Raw genomic sequence first — 18,426 nt, forward strand, 5'->3', positions numbered from 1 at the left:
AGATGTGTATAAGAGACAGGCCCCGGACGGGGCGCGAGCCCCGGGCGCACGGGCCGCAGGCGCGCGGCTCACCACAGGCGCTCGGGCCGCCGGTGCTCAGGCAGCCGGTGCGAGGTCGTGCGCCACGGCCAGCTCCGCCCCGGTCGCGGCACGCACCTGATCCACCGTCACCCCGTCGGCCACCTCCCGCAGCAGGAAACCGCCGGGGGTGACGTCGAGCACCGCGAGATCGGTGATGATCCGGTGCACCACGCCCCGGCGGGTGAGGGGCAGGGTGCACTCCCCGAGCAGCTTGGGGGAACCGTCGCGCGCTGTGTGCTCCGTCAACACGATGACGTGCCGGGCGCCGTGGACGAGATCCATGGCGCCTCCCATGCCCTTGACCATCGCGCCGGGGATCACCCAGTTGGCGAGGTCGCCGGAGGCGGACACCTGCATCGCCCCCAGGACCGCGACGTCGATGTGCCCGCCGCGGATCATCGCGAAGGAGAGCGCGGAGTCGACACAGGACGCCCCGGGCAGCAGCGTCACGGTCTCCTTGCCCGCGTTGATCAGGTCGGGCCGGACCTCGGAAGCGACGGGGTAGGGGCCGACGCCGAGAAGGCCGTTCTCCGAGTGGAAGACCACCTCGACGCCGCCCGGCAGCTGGTCGGGGATCAGCGTCGGCAGACCGATGCCGAGGTTGACGTAGGCGCCGTCCTTCAGCTCCCGGGCGGCGCGGGCCGCCATCTGCGTACGCGTCAGCGGCATCTCAGCGCTTCCCTTTGTGGGCGGGGCGGACGGTACGGCGCTCGACGCGCTTCTCGGCACGCGGGTCGGCGCTTCCGACGAGGACGACCCGCTGGACGAAGATCCCCGGCAGATGGACGTCGTCGGGGGCGAGTTCGCCGGGCTCGACGAGTTCCTCCACCTCCGCCACGGTGATGCGCCCGGCCATCGCGGCCTGCGGGTTGAAGTTGCGGGCGGAGGAGTCGAAGCGGAGGTTCCCGTGCCGGTCGCCCACGGCCGCGCGCACCAGCGCGAAGTCGGTCGTGATGCCCTCCTCCAGGATGTGCTCGCGCCCGCCGAAGGTCCTGCTCTCCTTGGGCGGCGAGGCCACCGCGACGGAGCCGTCCGTACCGTGGCGCCAGGCCAGACCGCCCTCCGCGATCGTGGTGCCCGCGCCGGCCGGCGTGTAGAACGCCGGGATGCCCGAACCGCCGGCCCGCAACCGTTCCGCGAGAGTGCCCTGGGGGACGAGTTCCACCTCCAACTCACCCTGGAGGTACTGGCGCGCGAACTCCTTGTTCTCCCCTACGTAGGAGCTGGTCATCCGCGAGATCAGCCCCTCCCGCAGCAGGAGGCCCAGGCCCCAGTCGTCCACCCCGCAGTTGTTGGACACCACCCTCAGCTCACCGGCGCCCCGCTCCAGCAGGGCGTGGATCAGCACACTGGGAATACCGCACAGCCCGAATCCGCCCACCGCCAGCGACGCCCCGCGCTCGACGTCCGCGACCGCGTCCGCCGCGTCGGCGACCACCTTGTCCCTGCTCATCCGTCCACCTCTCGCCTCATCGACTGCGCATGAGACTAGGAACCGGTGACGGCTCGCGGCGATGGCGGCCGACCCCATAGCGGGGCCGGTCCGGGTGGTGGTCGCGACGGTCCGGAGCGATGCTCCTCGGGGAATCCGGCCCGTGTGCGGAACACGCCGGGGTAGGGTCCGCGCATGGCCAAGGTGACTGTCAGTCTGGATGCCGAACTCGTCGTCGAAGTGATGGTGCTCGCGGGGGTCGGCAACCCGCAGGACGCCGTCGAACTCGTGGTACGCGACTACATCGCGCGCGGCCACCGCACCGAGGCCCTCGTCGCCGACCGCGAGGGGGCGGTGCGCGACACGGAGATCAAGCCCGAGGCACAGCAGGGCTGATCATCCCTCGCCCCCTCGCCCCCTCGCCCCCTTCGCGACCGGTCCTACGCGACCGGTTCGCCGTCCTCCAGCTCCACGGTTCCGCCGCCGGACGCCAGGACCTCCAGCGCCGCCCGTACCCGGCCGCCGAGCGGGCCGAGCAGAAAGCCGTCCAGCTCGGCGGGCGCCACCAGCCGCCAGGACAGCAGTTCCTCCTCCTGGAGCCGGATGGCCGCCAGCTGGTCCGCGGTGAGCACCCCGCCGTCGTACAGGTACGCCACGATCGGCGGGCGGCCGGAGCCCCGCGCCCAGTCCACGGCGAGCAGCCGTCCCGGCGCCAGGTCGAGGCCGATCTCCTCCGCCGTCTCGCGCTGCGCGGCCTGCCGGGGCCCCTCACCCGCCTCCGACTCGACGGTCCCGCCGGGCAGCGCCCAGCCCTCGCGGTAGTTCGGCTCGACGAGGAGGAGCCGTCCCTCCGTGTCACGGAAGAGCGAGGCGGCGGCGGAAAGAACCCGGGGGAGCCCGGCGATGTACGTGGCGTTGGCGGCATCGGGAGTCGTCACGGCCGACAGCGTAGTGGCGGCGGCCCGGCCCCCGGGGCCCGATCGCGCGACCGTGGATAGCCATGGGCAGATCAGGGGACGTGCGGATAAGGTCGGGGCGGCGCGACTGCCTGTTCGAAAGCAAGGGATGCAAGGTGACGAACGGAGCAGATGTGGAGACCGCCCGCGTGCTCGTGGCGGCGGACAAGTTCAAGGGCTCGCTCACGGCCGTGCAGGTCGCGGAGCGGGTGACGGCCGGGCTGCGGCGCGTCGTCCCCGACGTGCGGGTGGAGACCCTGCCGGTCGCGGACGGCGGCGACGGCACGGTCGCGGCGGCGGTGGCCGCCGGATTCGAGCGCCGCGAGGCGCGGGTGACCGGTCCTCTCGGGGACCCGGTGACGGCGGCGTACGCCCTGCGCGGGTCCACCGCCGTGGTGGAGATGGCCGAGGCCTCGGGCCTCCAGCACCTGCCCGACGGGGTGTTCGCCCCGCTCACGGCCACCACGTACGGCTCGGGCGAGCTGCTGCTGGCCGCTCTGGAGGCGGGGGCGACGACGCTGGTGTTCGGGGTCGGCGGCAGCGCCACCACGGACGGCGGCGCGGGCATGCTCGCCGCCCTCGGAGCACGCTTCCTGGACGCGGACGGCAAGCCCGTGGGCCCCGGCGGCGGCCCTCTCGCGGAGCTGGCGGAGGCCGACCTCTCGGGGCTCGACCCCCGGCTGGCGGACATCGACCTGGTCCTGGCCAGTGACGTGGACAACCCGCTGACGGGGCCCAAGGGCGCCCCCGAGGTGTACGGCCGGCAGAAGGGCGCGAGCGAGGAGGACATCGCGGTCCTCGACGCGGCCCTGGCGCACTACGCCTCGATCCTGGGGCCGGAGACGGCGGCGCTGCCCGGCGCGGGCGCGGCCGGAGGCATCGGCTACGGGGCGCTCGTCGCCCTCGGCGCCCGCTTCCGCCCCGGCATCGAGGTGATGCTCGACGTGCTCGGCTTCGCCCCCGCGCTCGCCCGCGCCACGCTGGTCATCACGGGCGAGGGCTCGCTGGACGAGCAGACGCTGCACGGCAAGGCCCCGGCCGGGGTCGCCGCCGCCGCCCGCGCGGCCGGGATCGAGGTCGTCGCGGTCTGCGGCCGGCTCGCCCTGCCCCCGGAGGCCCTGGAGAAGGCGGGCATCCGCCGCGCCTACGCCCTGGCCGACCTGGAACCGGACCCGGCCGTTTCCATGGCCCAGGCCGGGCCGCTGCTGGAGCGGGCGGCGGAGTCGATCGCCCGGGACTTCCTGCCGCGCTGACGCGGAGCAGGCGTACGGGGAGCAGGCGTACGGGGAGCTGGCCGTTCGGGGAGAGCACAGGGAGGGGCCCGAGCAGACGCCTGGCCCCTCCCGCACCCCGGGCCGTCGCACCCGCGCCGGCCCGGGGTGCGCCGCATTCCGGGCCGACGCGCCTCGCCCGCGCCGCCCACCCCGCCCGCGCCCCGCCTCACGGCGGGGCGGACGACAGTCTCAGTACGTCCAGCGCCAGCACCAGGTCGACCAGCTCACGTGGCCGTGACAGCGAGCGCCCGGTCAGCCGCTCCAGCCGCCGCAGCCGGTTGAACACCGTGTTGCGATGACACCGCAGCCGTACCGCGGCCCGCCCCACCGAACCCCCGCACTCCAGCCACGCCTCCAACGTACCGACCAGCACCGCACGGTCCGCCGGAACCAGCGCCAGCAGCGGACCGAACACCTCCGCGAGGAGCCGGGCCGACAGCTCCGGCCCGCTCACCAGCAGGGCCGCCGGCAGCCGCTCGTCGAGCCGTACGACCTCCCGGCTCGCGGGCGCACACGTCAGCAGCGCCGTGCCCGCGAGCCGCCGCGCCGAGCCCAGCTCCGCCGGCGAGCCCACCACCGGACTCATGCCTCCCGGCCCCGCCCCGTGCTCCCCGAGCCACGCCACCGCCCCGTCCGGGCCCGCCGCACCCAGCAGCACCACGGCGACGTCCCCGTCCTCCGCGCCGCACCACCACCAGCGCGCCCCGTCCCCGTCCGGGCCCTCCGCCACCGCGCACTCCGGCACGGGCGCGCCCAGCACCACCACCGCGTAACGCCCCCGTTCCGGCAACCCGAGGCCGCGCGCCGCACGCTCCACCAGGTCCGGTGGCGCCCCGCCCGCCAGCAGCGGGCCGAGCAGGGCCCCGTACCGCGTCCCACGCCGCATCCGCCGCTCCGTCCCCGGTTCCGGGCGTTCCTGATGACCGATGAGGATGCCAGCGCCCGCGCGGGCGGGCGCCCGCCCGTCACCGCGTCTGTGCGCGTGCACAACGAGGCCCTTCGTTGGCTGGTCGCCCGCATCGAGTCGGCCCCGCGCCGTGGACGCGACTCCCGCCCGGTGCTGGTCTGTGGCACCACACACGACGCCATGCCTTCACCGATGAGCACGACAGGTGAACGCGGGACGACAAGGCGGAAGGAGGAGGACGCATGGCAACGCTAGAGATCCGCGGGCTGTCCGTCGGCTACGGCCCGGTCCGGGCGCTGCGCGACATCTCCGTCGATGTGCCGGACGGCGGGATCACCGCCGTACTCGGCGGCAACGGCGCGGGCAAGACCACGCTGCTGCGGGCCGTGTCGCGGACCCTCGGCTTCCACCGCGGGACGGGCACCGGAACCATCCGGTTCGACGGCCGCCCCCTGGAGGGGCTGCGGCCCGCCCAGGTGGTGGCCGCCGGAGTGGTCCAGGTACCGGAGGGCCGGCAGGTCTTCGCGCGGATGACGGTGGCCGACAACCTGCGGGCAGGCGCCCTCGGGGCGCGCGGCGGACGCAAGGAGACGGGCGCCGCACTGGCCCGCGTCCACGAGCTGTTCCCGGTGCTCGCCGACCGCGCGCACCAGCGGGCCGGGCTGCTGTCCGGCGGCGAGCAGCAGATGCTGGCGATGGGCCGCGCCCTGATGGCGGGGCCCAGGCTGCTCCTGCTGGACGAGCCCTCACTCGGCCTCGCCCCGCTGATGGCGGCCAGGATCGCCGAGACCGTCCAGGAGATCAACGCGAGCGGCACCTCCGTCATGCTCGTCGAGCAGAACGCGGCCATCGCGCTGCGGCTCGCCTCCACGGCGTACGTCCTCGACGTCGGCGAGGTCGCCCTGTCCGGGCCCGCCGACGAACTCGCCGCGTCCGACGAGGTGCGCCGCCGCTACCTCGGCGTCGTCGACGAGGACGCGGCGGCCGACGCGGACCCGGCAGCCCGGACCCGCCGCACCCTGAGCAGGTGGTCCGCGTGACCACCACCGCCACGGCCTCCGCGCACAGCACGACGGCCGCACTCGCCGTCGAGGACGTCACCGTCCGCTTCTCCGGGCTTACCGCCCTGGACGGCGTCTCGTTCACCGTCGAACCCGGCAGTGTGCACGCCGTCATCGGGCCCAACGGCGCGGGCAAGTCCACCTGCTTCAACGTCCTGTCCGGCGTCTACCGCGCCACCTCCGGGCACGTCCGCCTCGGCGACACCGAACTCACCGGACTCCCGCCGCACGCCATCGCGGACCTCGGGGTCGCGCGCACCTTCCAGAACCTGGCGCTGCCCCCGCACGCGACCGTCGCCGACAGCCTCCTGCTCGGCCGCCACCGGCTGACCCGCTCCGGGTTTCTCGCCACCGGCCTGCGGCTGCCCTCCGCGGCCCGCGAGGAACGACGCCACCGCGACCGGGTCCGCGAGGTCGCCGAATTCATCGGCCTGGAACAGGAGTTGGAGCGCCCGGCGGGATCGCTGCCGTACGGGCAGCAGAAGCTCGTCGAGCTGGGCCGCGCCCTGTGCATGGAGCCGAAGGTCCTGCTGCTGGACGAACCGATCGCCGGGATGACCGCGGACGAACGCCGCCGTACCGCCGCCGTCGTGGCCGACGTACGCGACAGCCTCGGCATCTCCATCGTGCTGGTCGAGCACGACATGGGGGTGGTGATGCGGCTCGCGGACGCGGTGACCGTACTCGACTTCGGACGACGGATCGCCGGGGGCACCCCCGCCGAGGTCCAGAACGACCCGGCCGTCGTCCAGGCCTACTTGGGAGCACCTCAATGACCACGTTCGTCGAACTCCTCCTCGGCGGCCTGTCGATCGGCTCGGTCTACGCCCTCATCGCGCTCGGGTTCGTCGTCATCTTCAAGGCCACCGAGGTCGTCAACTTCGCCCACGCGTCCCTGCTGCTGGCGGGCGGCTACGTCACCGCCGTGCTCCACGACGACATCGGGTTCTGGCCCGCGCTGCTCGTCGGGATCGCGGGCGCGGCATCCGTCGGGGCGGCCATCGAGTTCTTCGTGATGCGCCGCTACCGGGGCAGCGACCACAGCGTCCTGGCCATCGTCACCATCGGCGTCGACATCCTCCTGATCACCGAACTCACCCGCCGGATGGGCACGGACGTGCTCGCCCTCGGAGACCCCTGGGGCAACGAGGTCGTCCACATCGGCGGCATCACCCTCGCCCAGACCCGGATCGCCGCGTTCCTCGCCGCCGGGCTGCTGATCACGGTGTTCCTGCTCGCCTTCCGCTACACCTCGTGGGGCGTGTCGATGCGGGCCGCCGCCGAGAACCCGCAGACGGCGGCGCTCATGGGCATCAAGCTGGGGCGGGTCTCGCTCGCCGCCTGGGCGGTCGCCGGAGCGCTCGCCGCCGTCGCCGCCCTCTTCCTCACCGTCTTCCCGACCCCGGGCCTCGAACGCGCCACCTCGCTCGCCGCGCTCAAGGCGTTCCCCGCCGCGATCCTCGGCGGACTCGACTCCACCACCGGGGCGCTCGCCGGGGGACTCATCGTCGGCGTCACCGAGTCGCTCGCCACCGGCTACCAGAGCGACCTCTCCTTCCTCGGCCGGGGCATCGGCGACCTCGCGCCCTACCTGGTGATGGTGGCGGTCCTGCTCATCCGGCCCGCGGGACTCTTCGGCACGAAGGAGCTGGCCCGTGTCTGACACCACCGCCGAAGCCGCCCCGGCCCCGGACGCCCCTGCCGCGCCCGCCACCGCACCCGGCGGCGGCACGGAGAGCCTCACCGACCGGCTGCGCCGACCCCGTACGTACGCCGTCCTCATCGGCTCCCTCCTGCTCCTCGTCCTCCCCTTCTACCTGGACCGCTTCTGGCTCCAGGCCGGACTCTTCGCGATGGCGGCGGCGATCGGCGCCATCGGGCTCAACATGCTCACCGGCGCCACCGGGCAGCTCTCCATGGGCCACGCGTTCTTCCTCGCGGTCGGCGCGTACGGCTACTGCGTCCTGGCGGGCGAGAGCAGTACCGAGAACGGGCACACGCTGACCGGGCTCGGGCTGCCCACCTGGCTGGCCGCGGTCCTCGCCGTGCTGCTCGCCGGTGCGGCGGGCGGGCTCTTCAGCCCCATCGCCGGCCGGCTGCGCGGCGCGTACCTCGGCATCGCGACCCTCGCGCTGATCTTCATCGGGCAGCACGTCCTGTTCAACGCGGGCTCACTGACCGGCGGTTACAACGGCAGGGCCGTACCGCCGCTGTCACTGTTCGGCTTCACCTTCGACGACACCGAAGTCGTCGTCGCCGCCGTACCGTTCGGCTCCTCGGAGAAGCTCTGGTACGCGGGCCTGGTCGCGCTCCTGCTGAGCGCGCTGTTCGCCCGGGGGGTGCTGCGCGGCCGGCCCGGACGGGCGATGAACGCCATCCGCGACCACCGGATCGCGGCCGGGGTGATGGGCGTGCCGGTGGCCCGCTACCGGGCCGGCGTCTTCGTCCTGTCCTCGATGTACGCGGGCCTCGCGGGCGTCCTGCTCGCCCTGGTCTTCCAGCGGACCGTGCCCGAGTACTTCGGCATGATCCTGTCCCTCGAATACCTCGCCATGATCGTCATCGGCGGGCTCGGCAGCGTCGCCGGAGCCGTGATCGGCGCCGCCTTCGTCTCCCTGCTCCCGCAGGTGTTCACGCACTACAGCGACTCCCTGCCGCTGGTCTCCGCTCCCGGCACGGGCGGGCTGGCACCCGGGGAGGCGTCCCGCTATCTGTACGGCGCCGCGGTGGTCGCGGCGGTCCTGTTCCTGCCCGGCGGCCTTGCCCGCCTCGGCCTCGCACGCACGAAGAAGCCGAAGGCTCCGAAGAATCCAGGGGAGAAGTCATGAAACTCAGAGTGCTCACGGCCGTGGTCGCGACCCTCGCCGTCACCCTCGTCGGGTGCAGCGGAAAGGCGACCGACGGCAAGGCGGCCGAGGAGGGCGAGGGCGGGATCAAGACGGGGCCCGGGGTCTCCTCCTCGACGATCTCCCTCGGTGTGCTGACCGACATGACCGGCGTCTACGCCTCGCTGGGCAAGAGCGTCACGCAGGCGCAGCAGCTGTGGGTCAAGCAGACGAACGAGGAAGGCGGCATCTGCGACCGGAAGATCGAACTGACGGTCCGCGACCACGGATACGATCCGCAGAAGGCGATCGCCGCGTACACCGAGCTGGAACCTAAGGTGGTGGGCTTCGCCCAGTTCATCGGCTCCCCGTTCGTCGCCGCCGTCGAGCAGCGCATCGACGGCAAGGACAAGGGCCTCGTGCTGCCGCAGGCCTGGTCGGCGAATCTGCTGGGATCCCCGTACATCCGGGTCATCGGCGCCACCTACGACGTCGAGACGATCAACCTCATCGACTACCTCCTCGCCGAGAAGCGCATCGCGAAGGGCGACAAGATCGGTCATGTGTACTTCGAGGGCGACTACGGTGAGAACGCGCTCGTCGGCTCGAAGCACGCGGCGAAGGAGGCCGGGCTGACCGTCGTCGAGCAGAAGATCAAGCCGACCGACAACGACATGACGGCCCAGGTCGCCGCCCTCAAGCAGGCCGGGGTCAAGGCCGTGATCGTCAGCGCGGGCCCGCGCCAGGCGGCCTCGCTCGTGGGCGTCGCGGCGGCCACCGGCTTCGACGTCCCGGTCGTCGGCAACAACTCGGCCTTCGCCCCGCAACTGTTGAAGACCCAGGCGGGCCCCGCGCTGCTCAAGGACTACTACATCGCCGCCTCCACGCTGCCCATCGGGGACCCGGGCGACGGCCCCGCCAAGCTCGCGAAGGAGTACGCCGCCCAATACCCGAAGGACGTCCTCGACAACGGCGTCGTCGCCGGTTACACGGCGGCCTCCCTGTTCGGCGAGGCGCTGTCGAAGGCGTGCGACGACAAGGACCTCACCCGCGAGGGCATCGACAAGGCGCTGCTCACGATCAAGGGGTACGGGAGCGAGTTCGGGGTGTCGCACGACTTCTCGGACCCGAAGGCACCGTCCACCCGGGAGAGCGTCATCATGAAGCCGGACGCCGGTGCCGCCGGCGGGCTGAAGGTGGTCCGGCCGGCCGAGGTCGCCGCGGCTGCGGAGTCCTTCACCGCCGGTTCCTGAGCCCTCACCGGCTCGCCGGGAGGCGGGGCCGCGGACGCCTGAGCGCGCGGGTGACGCACGAGGGCCCGGATGCCGGGGAGCATCCGGGCCCTCGCCCTGTTTCACGTGTCCGCCGCTACGGCAGCTGTGCCGCCCGCGCCTCGCGCCGGTTGTCACGGAACGTGTTCACCCGTCGCGCCGTGGCGAACAGCGGGATCACCGCACCGAGCACCACCTGGAGCGCGCAGCCCGTCTGGAGCAGCAGCTGACCGCCGGGCGCGTCGAACGCCCACGCGGCGAGCAGCCCCATCGCCGCCACGATCCAGCCGAGCATCGCCACCGCGAGGATGCCCCGCGGCTTGGGGTACTCCACCCGGCTCACCATCAGCCACGCCACACCGACGATCGCCAGCAGGGTGGGCGGGAAGGGCAGCTCCAGGAGCACGATCGAGACGACCGTCAGCGCTCCGAAGGGGCTCGGCATCCCCTGGAACATGCCGTCCTTCAACGTCACGCAGGAGAATCTCGCAAGCCTGAGCACCACCGCCAGCAACACGACGATCGCCGCCAGCGCCGATACCCGCTGATGGGCGTCGTCGGCGACCATGCCGTACACGAGCACGAAGTAGGCCGGTGCGAGCCCGAAGCTGATGAGGTCCGAGAGGTTGTCCAGCTCGGCGCCCATCGGCGAGGAGCGCAGTTTGCGCGCCACGAGACCGTCGAACAGGTCGAAGATCGCGGCCATCAGCATGAGGATCACGGCGGTGGCGGCCGAGTGCCGGGCCATACCCGTCTCGTCGCTGCCCGTGAGGTGCGGGATCAGAATGCCCGTGGTGGTGAAGTACACCGCCATGAACCCGCACGTCGCGTTACCGAGCGTGAGCGTGTCCGCTATCGACAGCCGCATCGAGAGCGGCATCTCCTCCGCGCCGTCGACGTCGCTCTCGTCGTCGGCCTCCGGCACCCAGCCGGCCTTGGTATCAGGATCAATCACGGTCAATTCGAGTCACCCCCGCGGTGGTGGCCTGACCGACCTCGACCGCGACATCGATACCCTCCGGGAGGTAGATGTCCACGCGGGAGCCGAAGCGGATCAGGCCGATGCGCTCGCCCTGCTCCACCTTCGTGCCCTGGGGGAGGTACGGCACGATCCGACGGGCGACCGCTCCCGCGATCTGCACCATCTCGATGTCGCCGAGCTCCGTGTCGAAGTGCCAGACAACGCGCTCGTTGTTCTCGCTCTCCTTGTTGAACGCCGGAACGAAGCCGCCCGGGATGTGCTCGACCGACGTCACGGTGCCCGCCAGCGGAGCGCGGTTGACGTGGACGTTGAGCGGGCTCATGAAGATCGCGACGCGGGTGCGCCCGTCCTTCCACGGCATGATGCTCTGCACCACACCGTCGGCCGGGGAGATGACCCGGCCGTCAGTGATCTCGCGCTCGGGGTCACGGAAGAACCACAGCATGCCCGCCGCGAGCGCGGTGGTGGGCACAGCCGCTGCTGCCCAGCGCCCCGACTTGCGGGCGCGGGCCAGGCTGAGGGCTGCGGTGGCGACGGTCGGCAGGAGCCACGGCGATGCTCCGCGGGCGATGCGGACCCCGCCGCGGGATGCGGAGGAAGTGCTGTCGGGCATGAATGACCTTCGTAGCGGATGATGCCGCGCTGGCAACGGGGGACGGCGGCTTTCCGGCGATGCTATCGGTTGCCGGGCGCAACTGGGCAAGCCAGCAGCCGAGTCGGACGGCGGAAAGGCACCCGCCGAGGGTGACCTGGTGTGATGTTCTTCGCCACCAAATCGCCTCGAAAGGGACAATCAGCCCTGGAATCGGTACTCCTCCAAGAGGCGCCGGCCAATGATCATTTTCTGGATCTCGGCGGTACCTTCACCGATCAGCAGCATCGGTGCCTCACGGTAGAGGCGCTCGATCTCGTACTCCTTGGAGAAGCCGTAACCGCCGTGGATACGGAAGGCGTCCTCGACGACTTCCTTGCAGTACTCGGAGGCGAGGTACTTCGCCATCCCTGCCTCCAGGTCGTTTCGTTCCCCGGAGTCCTTTTTGCGTGCCGCATTGACCATCATCGCATGAGCGGCTTCGACCTTGGTGGCCATTTCGGCCAGTTTGAACTGGATCGCCTGGTGCTGGGCGATCGGTTTGCCGAAGGTGTGGCGCTGCTGTGCGTACGAAACGCCCAGCTCGAACGCACGTTGCGCGACGCCGCAACCACGTGCGGCGACATTCACCCGCCCGACCTCGACGCCGTCCATCATTTGGTAAAACCCTCGGCCGGTCGTGCCCCCGAGGACACGATTGGCCGGAATGCGCAGGTCGTCCATGATGAGCTCGGTCGTGTCGACGCCCTTGTAGCCCATCTTGTCGATCTTCCCGGGGATGGTCAGGCCGGGCCGGACCTCTCCGAAGCCGGGCTCCTTCTCGACGAGGAAGGTCGTCATCGACTTGTGCGGCGCGGTGCCCTCCGGGTGGCCTTCGTCACTTCGGCAGAGCACGGCCACCAGATTCGACGTTCCGCCGTTCGTCAGCCACATCTTCTGGCCGTTGAGAACGTACTCCTCGCCGTCCCTCACGCCCTTCGACGAGATCGCCGAGACATCCGAGCCGAGCGCCGGCTCCGACATCGAGAAGGCCCCGCGCACCTCGCCCAGCGCCATCCGCGGCAGGAAGGTTTCCTTCTGTTCCTGGGTGCCGTGCTGCTTGAGCATGTAGGCCACGATGAAGTGCGTGTTGATGATGCCCGACACGCTCATCCAGCCGCGAGCGATCTCCTCCACGCACAGCGCGTAGGTGAGCAGCGACTCACCCAGACCCCCGTACTCCTCGGGGATCATCAGCCCGAACAGGCCGAGTTCCTTCAGTCCCTCGACGATTTCCGTGGGGTACTCGTCGCGGTGCTCCAGCTGGGTCGCGACAGGAATGATCTTCTTGTCGACGAAATCCCGGACCGTGGCGAGGATTTCCCGCTGGATGTCGTTCAGACCGGCGGTCTGGGCGAGTCGCGTCATGGCTGCTTCTCCTGTGGCTTCACGCGGATGGTCTCAAGGCGTCGGACGGTCAGCTGGCGGGCGTCGGGCGGCCGGGCTGCTCTCCGCCGCGCTCCTTGACGTACGTCTCGGTGGGGACCATCACCTTGCGGCGGAACACGCAGACGACGGTGCCGTCCTGCTTGTAGCCCTTGGTCTCCACGTACACGATGCCGCGGTCGTTCTTCGACTTCGACGGCGTCTTGTCCAGCACGGTCGTCTCGCCGTAGATCGTGTCACCGTGGAAGGTCGGCGCGATGTGCTTCAGTGATTCGACCTCCAGATTGGCGATGGCCTTTCCGGAGACGTCCGGCACCGACATGCCGAGCAGCAGCGAGTAGACGTAGTTGCCGACGACCACGTTCTTCCCGAAATCGGTCGTGCTCTCCGCGTAGTTGCTGTCCATGTGCAACGGGTGGTGATTCATGGTCAGCAGGCAGAAGAGGTGGTCGTCGTATTCCGTGACCGTCTTTCCGGGCCAGTGCTTGTAGACTGCACCGACCTCGAACTCCTCATAAGTGCGTCCGAACTGCATGATCAGGCCTCCGGGGCTTCGAACTTGGAGGTGCGCCGCATTCCGGCGGCCCGGCCCTTGCCCGCGATGACGAGCGCCATCTTGCGGCTGGCCTCGTCGATCATCTCGTCGCCGAGCATCGCCGAACCCTTCTTGCCGCCCTCCTCGGAGGTGCACCAGTCATAGGCGTCGAGGATCAGCTCCGCGTGGTCGTAGTCCTCCTGCGAGGGCGAGAACACCTCGTTCGCCGCGTCGACCTGACCCGGGTGCAGCACCCACTTGCCGTCGAAGCCGAGCGCGGCGGCGCGGCCGGCCACCTCGCGGTAGGCGTCCACGTCACGGATCTGGAGGAACGGGCCGTCGATCGCCTGGAGGTCGTGCGTACGGGCCGCCATCAGGATGCGCATCAGGATGTAGTGGTAGGCGTCCGCCGGGTAGCCGGGCGGCTGCTGGCCGACGACCAGGGTCTTCATGTTGATCGAGGCCATGAAGTCGGCAGGGCCGAAGATCAGCGTCTCCAGGCGGGGCGAGGCGGCGGCGATGTCGTCGATGTTCACCAGGCCCTTGGCGTTCTCGATCTGCGCCTCGATGCCGATCCTCCCGACCTCGAAGCCCATCGTCTTCTCGATCTGGGTCAGCAGCAGATCCAGCGCCACGACCTGCTGGGCGTCCTGGACCTTCGGCAGCATGATGCAGTCGAGGTTGGGACCCGCGCCCTCGACGACCGTGATGACGTCCCGGTACGTCCAGTGGGTCGTCCAGTCGTTGACCCGCACGACCCGGGTCTTGCCGCTCCAGTCACCGCTGTTCAGCGCGTCCACGATCGTGTGGCGCGCGCCCTCCTTGGCGAGCGGCGCGCAGGCGTCCTCCAGGTCCAGGAAGACCTGGTCCGCCGGGAGGCCCTGGGCCTTCTCCAGGAAGCGCGGGTTCGAGCCCGGCACGGCCAGACACGAGCGGCGGGGGCGCAGCCGGTTCACGGACGGGGTAGGCGTGGTCATGCGGGGACCTCCAGAGGGTCGAGCTTGTTCGCTTTCCGGATCTCGTCGACGATACGGCCGATGATCTCGGTGATGCCGAAGTCCTTCGGGGTGAAGACGGCGGCCACACCGGCTTCGACGAGTGCGGCGGCGTCGGCCGGCGGGATGATGCCGCCCGCGATCACCGGGATGTCCGGGGCCCCGGCCTCGCGCAGCCGGTGCAGGACGTCGGGCACCAGCTCCGCGTGCGAGCCGGACAGGATCGACAGGCCCACGCAGTGCACGTCCTCGGCGATCGCCGCGTCGGTGATCTGCTCGGGGGTCAGCCGGATGCCCTGGTACACGACCTCGAACCCGGCGTCCCTGGCCCGTACGGCGATCTGTTCGGCCCCGTTGGAGTGCCCGTCCAGGCCCGGCTTGCCGACCAGCAGGCGCAGCCGCCCCACGCCCAGGTCGGCGGCGGTACGGGTGACCTTCTCGCGGACCAGGGCGAGCGTGCTGCCCGGCTCGGCGGTGACCGCCACCGGGGCCGAGGAGACCCCGGTGGGCGCGCGGAACTCGCCGAAGACGTCCCGCAGCGCCCAGGACCACTCGCCGGTGGTGACACCGGCCCGGGCGCACTCGACGGTGGCCTCCATCATGTTCTCGGTGCCCGCGGCCGCCTTCTTGAGCGCGGCCAGCGCCTCGGAGGCGCGCGCCTCGTCGCGGTTGTCCCGCCATTCGTGCAGGGCGGCGACGACCCGGGCCTCGTTCTCGGGGTCGACCGTCATGATCGCGCCGTCGAGGTCGGCGGTGAGCGGGTTGGGCTCGGTGGACTCGTAGATGTTGACGCCGACGATCTTCTCCTCGCCCCCCTCGATCCTGGCCCGCCGCGCCGCGTGCGAGGAGACCAGCTCCGACTTGAGGTAACCGGACTCGACGGCCGCCATCGCGCCGCCCATCCGCTGGATCCGGTCGATCTCCGCCAGCGACTCCTCGACCAGGCTCTCCACCTTGGCCTCGATGACGTGCGAACCGGCGAAGATGTCCTCGTACTCCAGCAGATCGCTCTCGTGCGCCAGCACCTGCTGGATCCGCAGCGACCACTGCTGGTCCCAGGGCCGGGGCAGCCCCAGCGCCTCGTTCCAGGCCGGCAGCTGTACGGCGCGGGCGCGGGCGTCCTTGGAGAGGGTGACGGCCAGCATCTCCAGGACGATGCGCTGGACGTTGTTCTCCGGCTGTGCCTCGGTCAGCCCGAGGGAGTTGACCTGGACGCCGTAGCGGAAGCGGCGCTGCTTGGGGTTCTCGATGCCGTAGCGCTCACGCGTGACGCGGTCCCAGATGCGGCCGAAGGCACGCATCTTGCACATCTCCTCGATGAAGCGGACGCCCGCGTTCACGAAGAACGAGATCCGGGCGACCACGTCCCCGAACTTCCCCTCGGGCACCTGGCCCGAGTCGCGGACCGCGTCGAGCACCGCGATGGCGGTGGACATGGCGTACGCGATCTCCTGGACCGGGGTGGCCCCCGCCTCCTGGAGGTGGTAACTGCAGATGTTGATGGGGTTCCACTTGGGGATGCGGTTGACCGTGTACGTGATCATGTCCGTGGTCAGCCGCAGCGAGGGCACCGGCGGGAAGACGTGCGTCCCGCGCGAGAGGTACTCCTTCACGATGTCGTTCTGCGTGGTCCCCTGGAGCTTGTCGGGGTCGGCCCCCTGCTCCTGGGCGACCACCTGGTAGAGCGCCAGCAGCCACATGGCGGTCGCGTTGATCGTCATCGAGGTGTTCATCTGCTCCAGGGGGATGTCCTGGAACAGCCGCCGCATGTCACCGAGGTGCGAGACGGGAACACCGACACGGCCCACCTCCCCGCGGGCGAGAATGTGGTCCGGGTCGTATCCGGTCTGCGTGGGCAGATCGAAGGCGACCGAGAGACCCGTCTGGCCCTTGGCGAGGTTGCGGCGGTACAGCTCGTTGGACGCCTCGGCGGTCGAGTGACCGGCGTACGTCCGCATGAGCCAGGGCCGGTCCTTCTGACGTTCGTTCATCGGAGAACCTCAGACGTTGCGGAAGCGGTTGATGGCGTCGATGTGCTGCTCGCGCATGTCCTGGTCGCGCACGCCGAGGCCCTCGCGGGGGGCCAGGGCGAGAACGCCGACCTTGCCCTGGTGCAGGTTGCGGTGGACGTCGTACGCGGCCTGGCCGGTGTCCTCCAGGGAGTAGACCTTGGAGAGCGTCGGGTGGATCTTGCCCTTGGCGATCAGCCGGTTGGCCTCCCACGCCTCGCGGTAGTTGGCGAAGTGCGAGCCGATGATGCGCTTGAGGGACATCCACAGGTAGCGGTTGTCGTACTCGTGCATGTAGCCCGAGGTGGAGGCGCAGGTGGTGATGGTGCCGCCCTTGCGGGTGACGTAGACCGAGGCGCCGAAGGTCTCGCGGCCCGGATGCTCGAAGACGATGTCGATGTCCTCTCCGCCGGTGAGTTCGCGGATGCGCTTGCCGAAGCGCTTCCACTCCTTGGGGTCCTGGGTGTGCTCGTCCTTCCAGAACTTGTAGCCCTCGGCGTTGCGGTCGATGACCGCGTCCGCTCCCATCGCCCGGCAGATGTCGGCCTTCTCCGGGCTGGAGACGACACAGATCGGGTTGGCGCCGCCGGCCAGGGCGAACTGGGTGGCGTAGGAGCCGAGTCCGCCGCTGGCGCCCCAGATCAGCACGTTGTCGCCCTGCTTCATGCCCGCGCCGTTGCGCGAGACGAGCTGGCGGTACGCGGTCGAGTTGACCAGGCCCGGGGACGCGGCCTCCTCCCAGCTGAGGTGCTGGGGCTTGGGCATCAGCTGGTTGGACTTGACGAGCGCGATCTCGGCGAGCCCGCCGAAGTTGGTCTCGAAGCCCCAGATCCGCTGCTCGGGGTCGAGCATCGTGTCGTTGTGGCCGTCGGAGGACTCCAGCTCGACCGACAGACAGTGCGCGACGACCTCGTCGCCCGGGTTCCAGGCGTTCACGCCGGGCCCGGTGCGCAGGACGACGCCCGCCAGGTCGGAGCCGATGACGTGGTACGGCAGGTCGTGGCGCTTGGACAGCTCGCTGAGCTTTCCGTAGCGCTCCAGGAAGCTGAACGTCGACACGGGCTCGAAGATCGAGGTCCAGACGGAGTTGTAGTTCACCGAACTGGCCATCACGGCGACGAGGGCCTCGCCGGGGCCGAGTTCGGGGACCGGGACGTCGTCGAGGTGGATCGACTTGCGCGGATCCTTGTCGCGGGTTTCGAGCCCCGCGAACATCTCCGCCTCGTCCTTGTGCACGGTGATCGCGCGGTAGGACTCGGGGAGGGACAGGGCCGCGAAGTCCGCGGCGGTGCTGTCGTGCGATTGGATCGCGTCCAGGATTTCCTTCACGGTGTTGCCTCCGGTGATGCGGCGTCGAGGGAACGCTTGAGGGGCCCTGCTGGCAGGGGAGAGCGGTGTGGAGGTGTGTGCCGTCGGTTCGGCGGGGTGGAGCTCGGCTTTGCCCGGTGGAGCAGAAGGGTGCCTGTGACGCAGGCGTCCGGGCGCGCAGCACGGTGGTTGCGGGGACAGCCGGCGTACGTGTGAGGTCTCAGCACGCCGGCCGCCCGGACACCTTCAACGTATGGCACTCCGTGACACCTGACAAGGCACCCAGTGCCAACAATTTCTCTCACTTGTCATCCCGTGGGCACGCATGAGCAACACGATGGGCGTTACGGGACGTTCTGTCCTGCTGGCAGGCGGTTACCCGGCCGGGCGGTACACATACGGCGTCGTCGTGCCGAGCGCCGTGAAGCCGAGCCGGGTCAGGATCGGGGCCGACATGTCCGTCGCGTCGACCTGGAGGTAGCGGTAGCCGCGCTCGGCGGCCACGGCCGCCCGATGGGCGACCAGGGCCCGGTACAGGCCCCTGCCGCGCCACGCTGCGACCGTTCCGCCGCCCCAGAGTCCGGCGAACGTGGTGCCGGGATACAGCTCCATACGGGCCGAACTGACCGGCTCCCCGCCGGCCATCGCCACCAGCGCCACGAAGTCGTCCGGAGCCCGCTCCAGCCGCGTCAGCACCTGGCGGCGCAGCCGCCCCGCGTCCGTGCCGAACGCCCGCTCGTGGGCCAGCGCCATCAGCTCGGCCCCGGCCGCGT

General features: G+C 70.7%; 19 protein-coding genes. 7 read left to right on the plus strand and 12 right to left on the minus strand.

The window, feature by feature from the left end:
* Positions 1 to 96: 96 nt before the first annotated feature.
* Positions 97 to 750, minus strand: coding sequence for a 3-oxoacid CoA-transferase subunit B (locus CR470_RS24615; RefSeq protein ID WP_097869719.1), 654 nt, complete (start codon positions 748 to 750; stop codon positions 97 to 99).
* Position 751: 1 nt separating this feature from the next.
* Positions 752 to 1,534 carry a CoA transferase subunit A gene (locus CR470_RS24620; protein WP_097869720.1) on the minus strand — a complete coding sequence of 261 codons (783 nt, stop codon included), beginning with the start codon at positions 1,532 to 1,534 and terminating at the stop codon, positions 752 to 754.
* A gap of 174 nt (positions 1,535 to 1,708) precedes the next feature.
* Between CR470_RS24620 and CR470_RS24625 the strand changes: the two genes are divergently transcribed.
* Positions 1,709 to 1,909, plus strand: a complete 201-nt coding sequence (locus CR470_RS24625) for a type II toxin-antitoxin system VapB family antitoxin (protein ID WP_007456667.1) — start codon at positions 1,709 to 1,711, stop codon at positions 1,907 to 1,909.
* 44 nt (positions 1,910 to 1,953) lie between these two features.
* Here the strand turns inward: CR470_RS24625 and CR470_RS24630 are convergent, their stop codons facing one another.
* On the minus strand, positions 1,954 to 2,451 hold the full coding sequence (locus CR470_RS24630; protein ID WP_097869721.1) for an NUDIX domain-containing protein: 498 nt from the start codon (positions 2,449 to 2,451) through the stop codon (positions 1,954 to 1,956).
* Between the two features lie 152 nt (positions 2,452 to 2,603).
* Between CR470_RS24630 and CR470_RS24635 the strand changes: the two genes are divergently transcribed.
* Positions 2,604 to 3,722 (plus strand): glycerate kinase, encoded by a 1,119-nt coding sequence (locus CR470_RS24635; RefSeq protein ID WP_097869722.1) that lies wholly within the window; start codon positions 2,604 to 2,606, stop codon positions 3,720 to 3,722.
* A gap of 187 nt (positions 3,723 to 3,909) precedes the next feature.
* Here CR470_RS24635 and CR470_RS24640 read toward each other — a convergent pair whose 3' ends face one another.
* The gene (locus tag CR470_RS24640) at positions 3,910 to 4,629 is read right to left on the minus strand and encodes a PucR family transcriptional regulator (protein ID WP_097869723.1); all 720 of its coding nucleotides are present in this window, start codon (positions 4,627 to 4,629) and stop codon (positions 3,910 to 3,912) included.
* Between the two features lie 263 nt (positions 4,630 to 4,892).
* On the opposite strand from CR470_RS24640, the gene CR470_RS24645 reads away from it, so the two are divergent.
* The 5 genes from CR470_RS24645 to CR470_RS24665 are packed head-to-tail and all read left to right on the plus strand — an operon-like array spanning position 4,893 to position 9,789.
* Positions 4,893 to 5,690, plus strand: coding sequence for an ABC transporter ATP-binding protein (locus CR470_RS24645; RefSeq protein ID WP_030083621.1), 798 nt, complete (start codon positions 4,893 to 4,895; stop codon positions 5,688 to 5,690).
* Positions 5,687 to 6,487 carry an ABC transporter ATP-binding protein gene (locus CR470_RS24650; protein WP_097869734.1) on the plus strand — a complete coding sequence of 267 codons (801 nt, stop codon included), beginning with the start codon at positions 5,687 to 5,689 and terminating at the stop codon, positions 6,485 to 6,487. Before CR470_RS24645 ends, CR470_RS24650 begins: the two co-directional genes overlap by 4 nt.
* Positions 6,484 to 7,374, plus strand: coding sequence for a branched-chain amino acid ABC transporter permease (locus CR470_RS24655; RefSeq protein ID WP_097869724.1), 891 nt, complete (start codon positions 6,484 to 6,486; stop codon positions 7,372 to 7,374). The genes CR470_RS24650 and CR470_RS24655 overlap by 4 nt, the downstream gene beginning before the upstream one ends.
* Positions 7,367 to 8,539 carry a branched-chain amino acid ABC transporter permease gene (locus CR470_RS24660; protein ID WP_097869725.1) on the plus strand — a complete coding sequence of 391 codons (1,173 nt, stop codon included), beginning with the start codon at positions 7,367 to 7,369 and terminating at the stop codon, positions 8,537 to 8,539. Before CR470_RS24655 ends, CR470_RS24660 begins: the two co-directional genes overlap by 8 nt.
* Positions 8,536 to 9,789: an ABC transporter substrate-binding protein gene (locus CR470_RS24665; protein ID WP_097869726.1), complete on the plus strand. Its 1,254-nt coding sequence runs from the start codon at positions 8,536 to 8,538 to the stop codon at positions 9,787 to 9,789. Before CR470_RS24660 ends, CR470_RS24665 begins: the two co-directional genes overlap by 4 nt.
* A gap of 115 nt (positions 9,790 to 9,904) precedes the next feature.
* Here CR470_RS24665 and pssA read toward each other — a convergent pair whose 3' ends face one another.
* The 8 genes from pssA to CR470_RS24705 form a co-directional block, all read right to left on the minus strand.
* The gene (gene pssA / locus CR470_RS24670; RefSeq protein ID WP_179892369.1) at positions 9,905 to 10,732 is read right to left on the minus strand and encodes a CDP-diacylglycerol--serine O-phosphatidyltransferase; all 828 of its coding nucleotides are present in this window, start codon (positions 10,730 to 10,732) and stop codon (positions 9,905 to 9,907) included.
* 22 nt (positions 10,733 to 10,754) lie between these two features.
* On the minus strand, positions 10,755 to 11,402 hold the full coding sequence (locus CR470_RS24675; RefSeq protein ID WP_097869728.1) for a phosphatidylserine decarboxylase: 648 nt from the start codon (positions 11,400 to 11,402) through the stop codon (positions 10,755 to 10,757).
* A 180-nt stretch (positions 11,403 to 11,582) separates the two neighbouring features.
* Positions 11,583 to 12,788, minus strand: coding sequence for an acyl-CoA dehydrogenase family protein (locus tag CR470_RS24680; RefSeq protein WP_097869729.1), 1,206 nt, complete (start codon positions 12,786 to 12,788; stop codon positions 11,583 to 11,585).
* 49 nt (positions 12,789 to 12,837) lie between these two features.
* Complete coding sequence (locus CR470_RS24685) at positions 12,838 to 13,341, minus strand: MaoC family dehydratase (protein WP_097869730.1); 504 nt, start codon at positions 13,339 to 13,341, stop codon at positions 12,838 to 12,840.
* Between the two features lie 2 nt (positions 13,342 to 13,343).
* Positions 13,344 to 14,318, minus strand: a complete 975-nt coding sequence (locus CR470_RS24690) for an HpcH/HpaI aldolase/citrate lyase family protein (protein ID WP_097869731.1) — start codon at positions 14,316 to 14,318, stop codon at positions 13,344 to 13,346.
* A complete protein-coding gene (locus CR470_RS24695; protein ID WP_097869732.1) occupies positions 14,315 to 16,327 on the minus strand; it encodes a protein meaA in 2,013 nt (670 codons plus the stop codon). The genes CR470_RS24690 and CR470_RS24695 overlap by 4 nt, the downstream gene beginning before the upstream one ends.
* 9 nt (positions 16,328 to 16,336) lie before the next feature.
* Positions 16,337 to 17,674 (minus strand): crotonyl-CoA carboxylase/reductase, encoded by a 1,338-nt coding sequence (ccrA, locus tag CR470_RS24700; RefSeq protein WP_097869733.1) that lies wholly within the window; start codon positions 17,672 to 17,674, stop codon positions 16,337 to 16,339.
* 354 nt (positions 17,675 to 18,028) lie between these two features.
* Positions 18,029 to 18,426, minus strand: a 398-nt coding sequence (locus CR470_RS24705; protein ID WP_373561442.1) for a GNAT family N-acetyltransferase, incomplete at its 5' end; no start/stop codon positions are given.

Source organism: Streptomyces sp. rh34 (assembly GCF_002551245.1).
Lineage (GTDB): Bacteria > Actinomycetota > Actinomycetes > Streptomycetales > Streptomycetaceae > Streptomyces.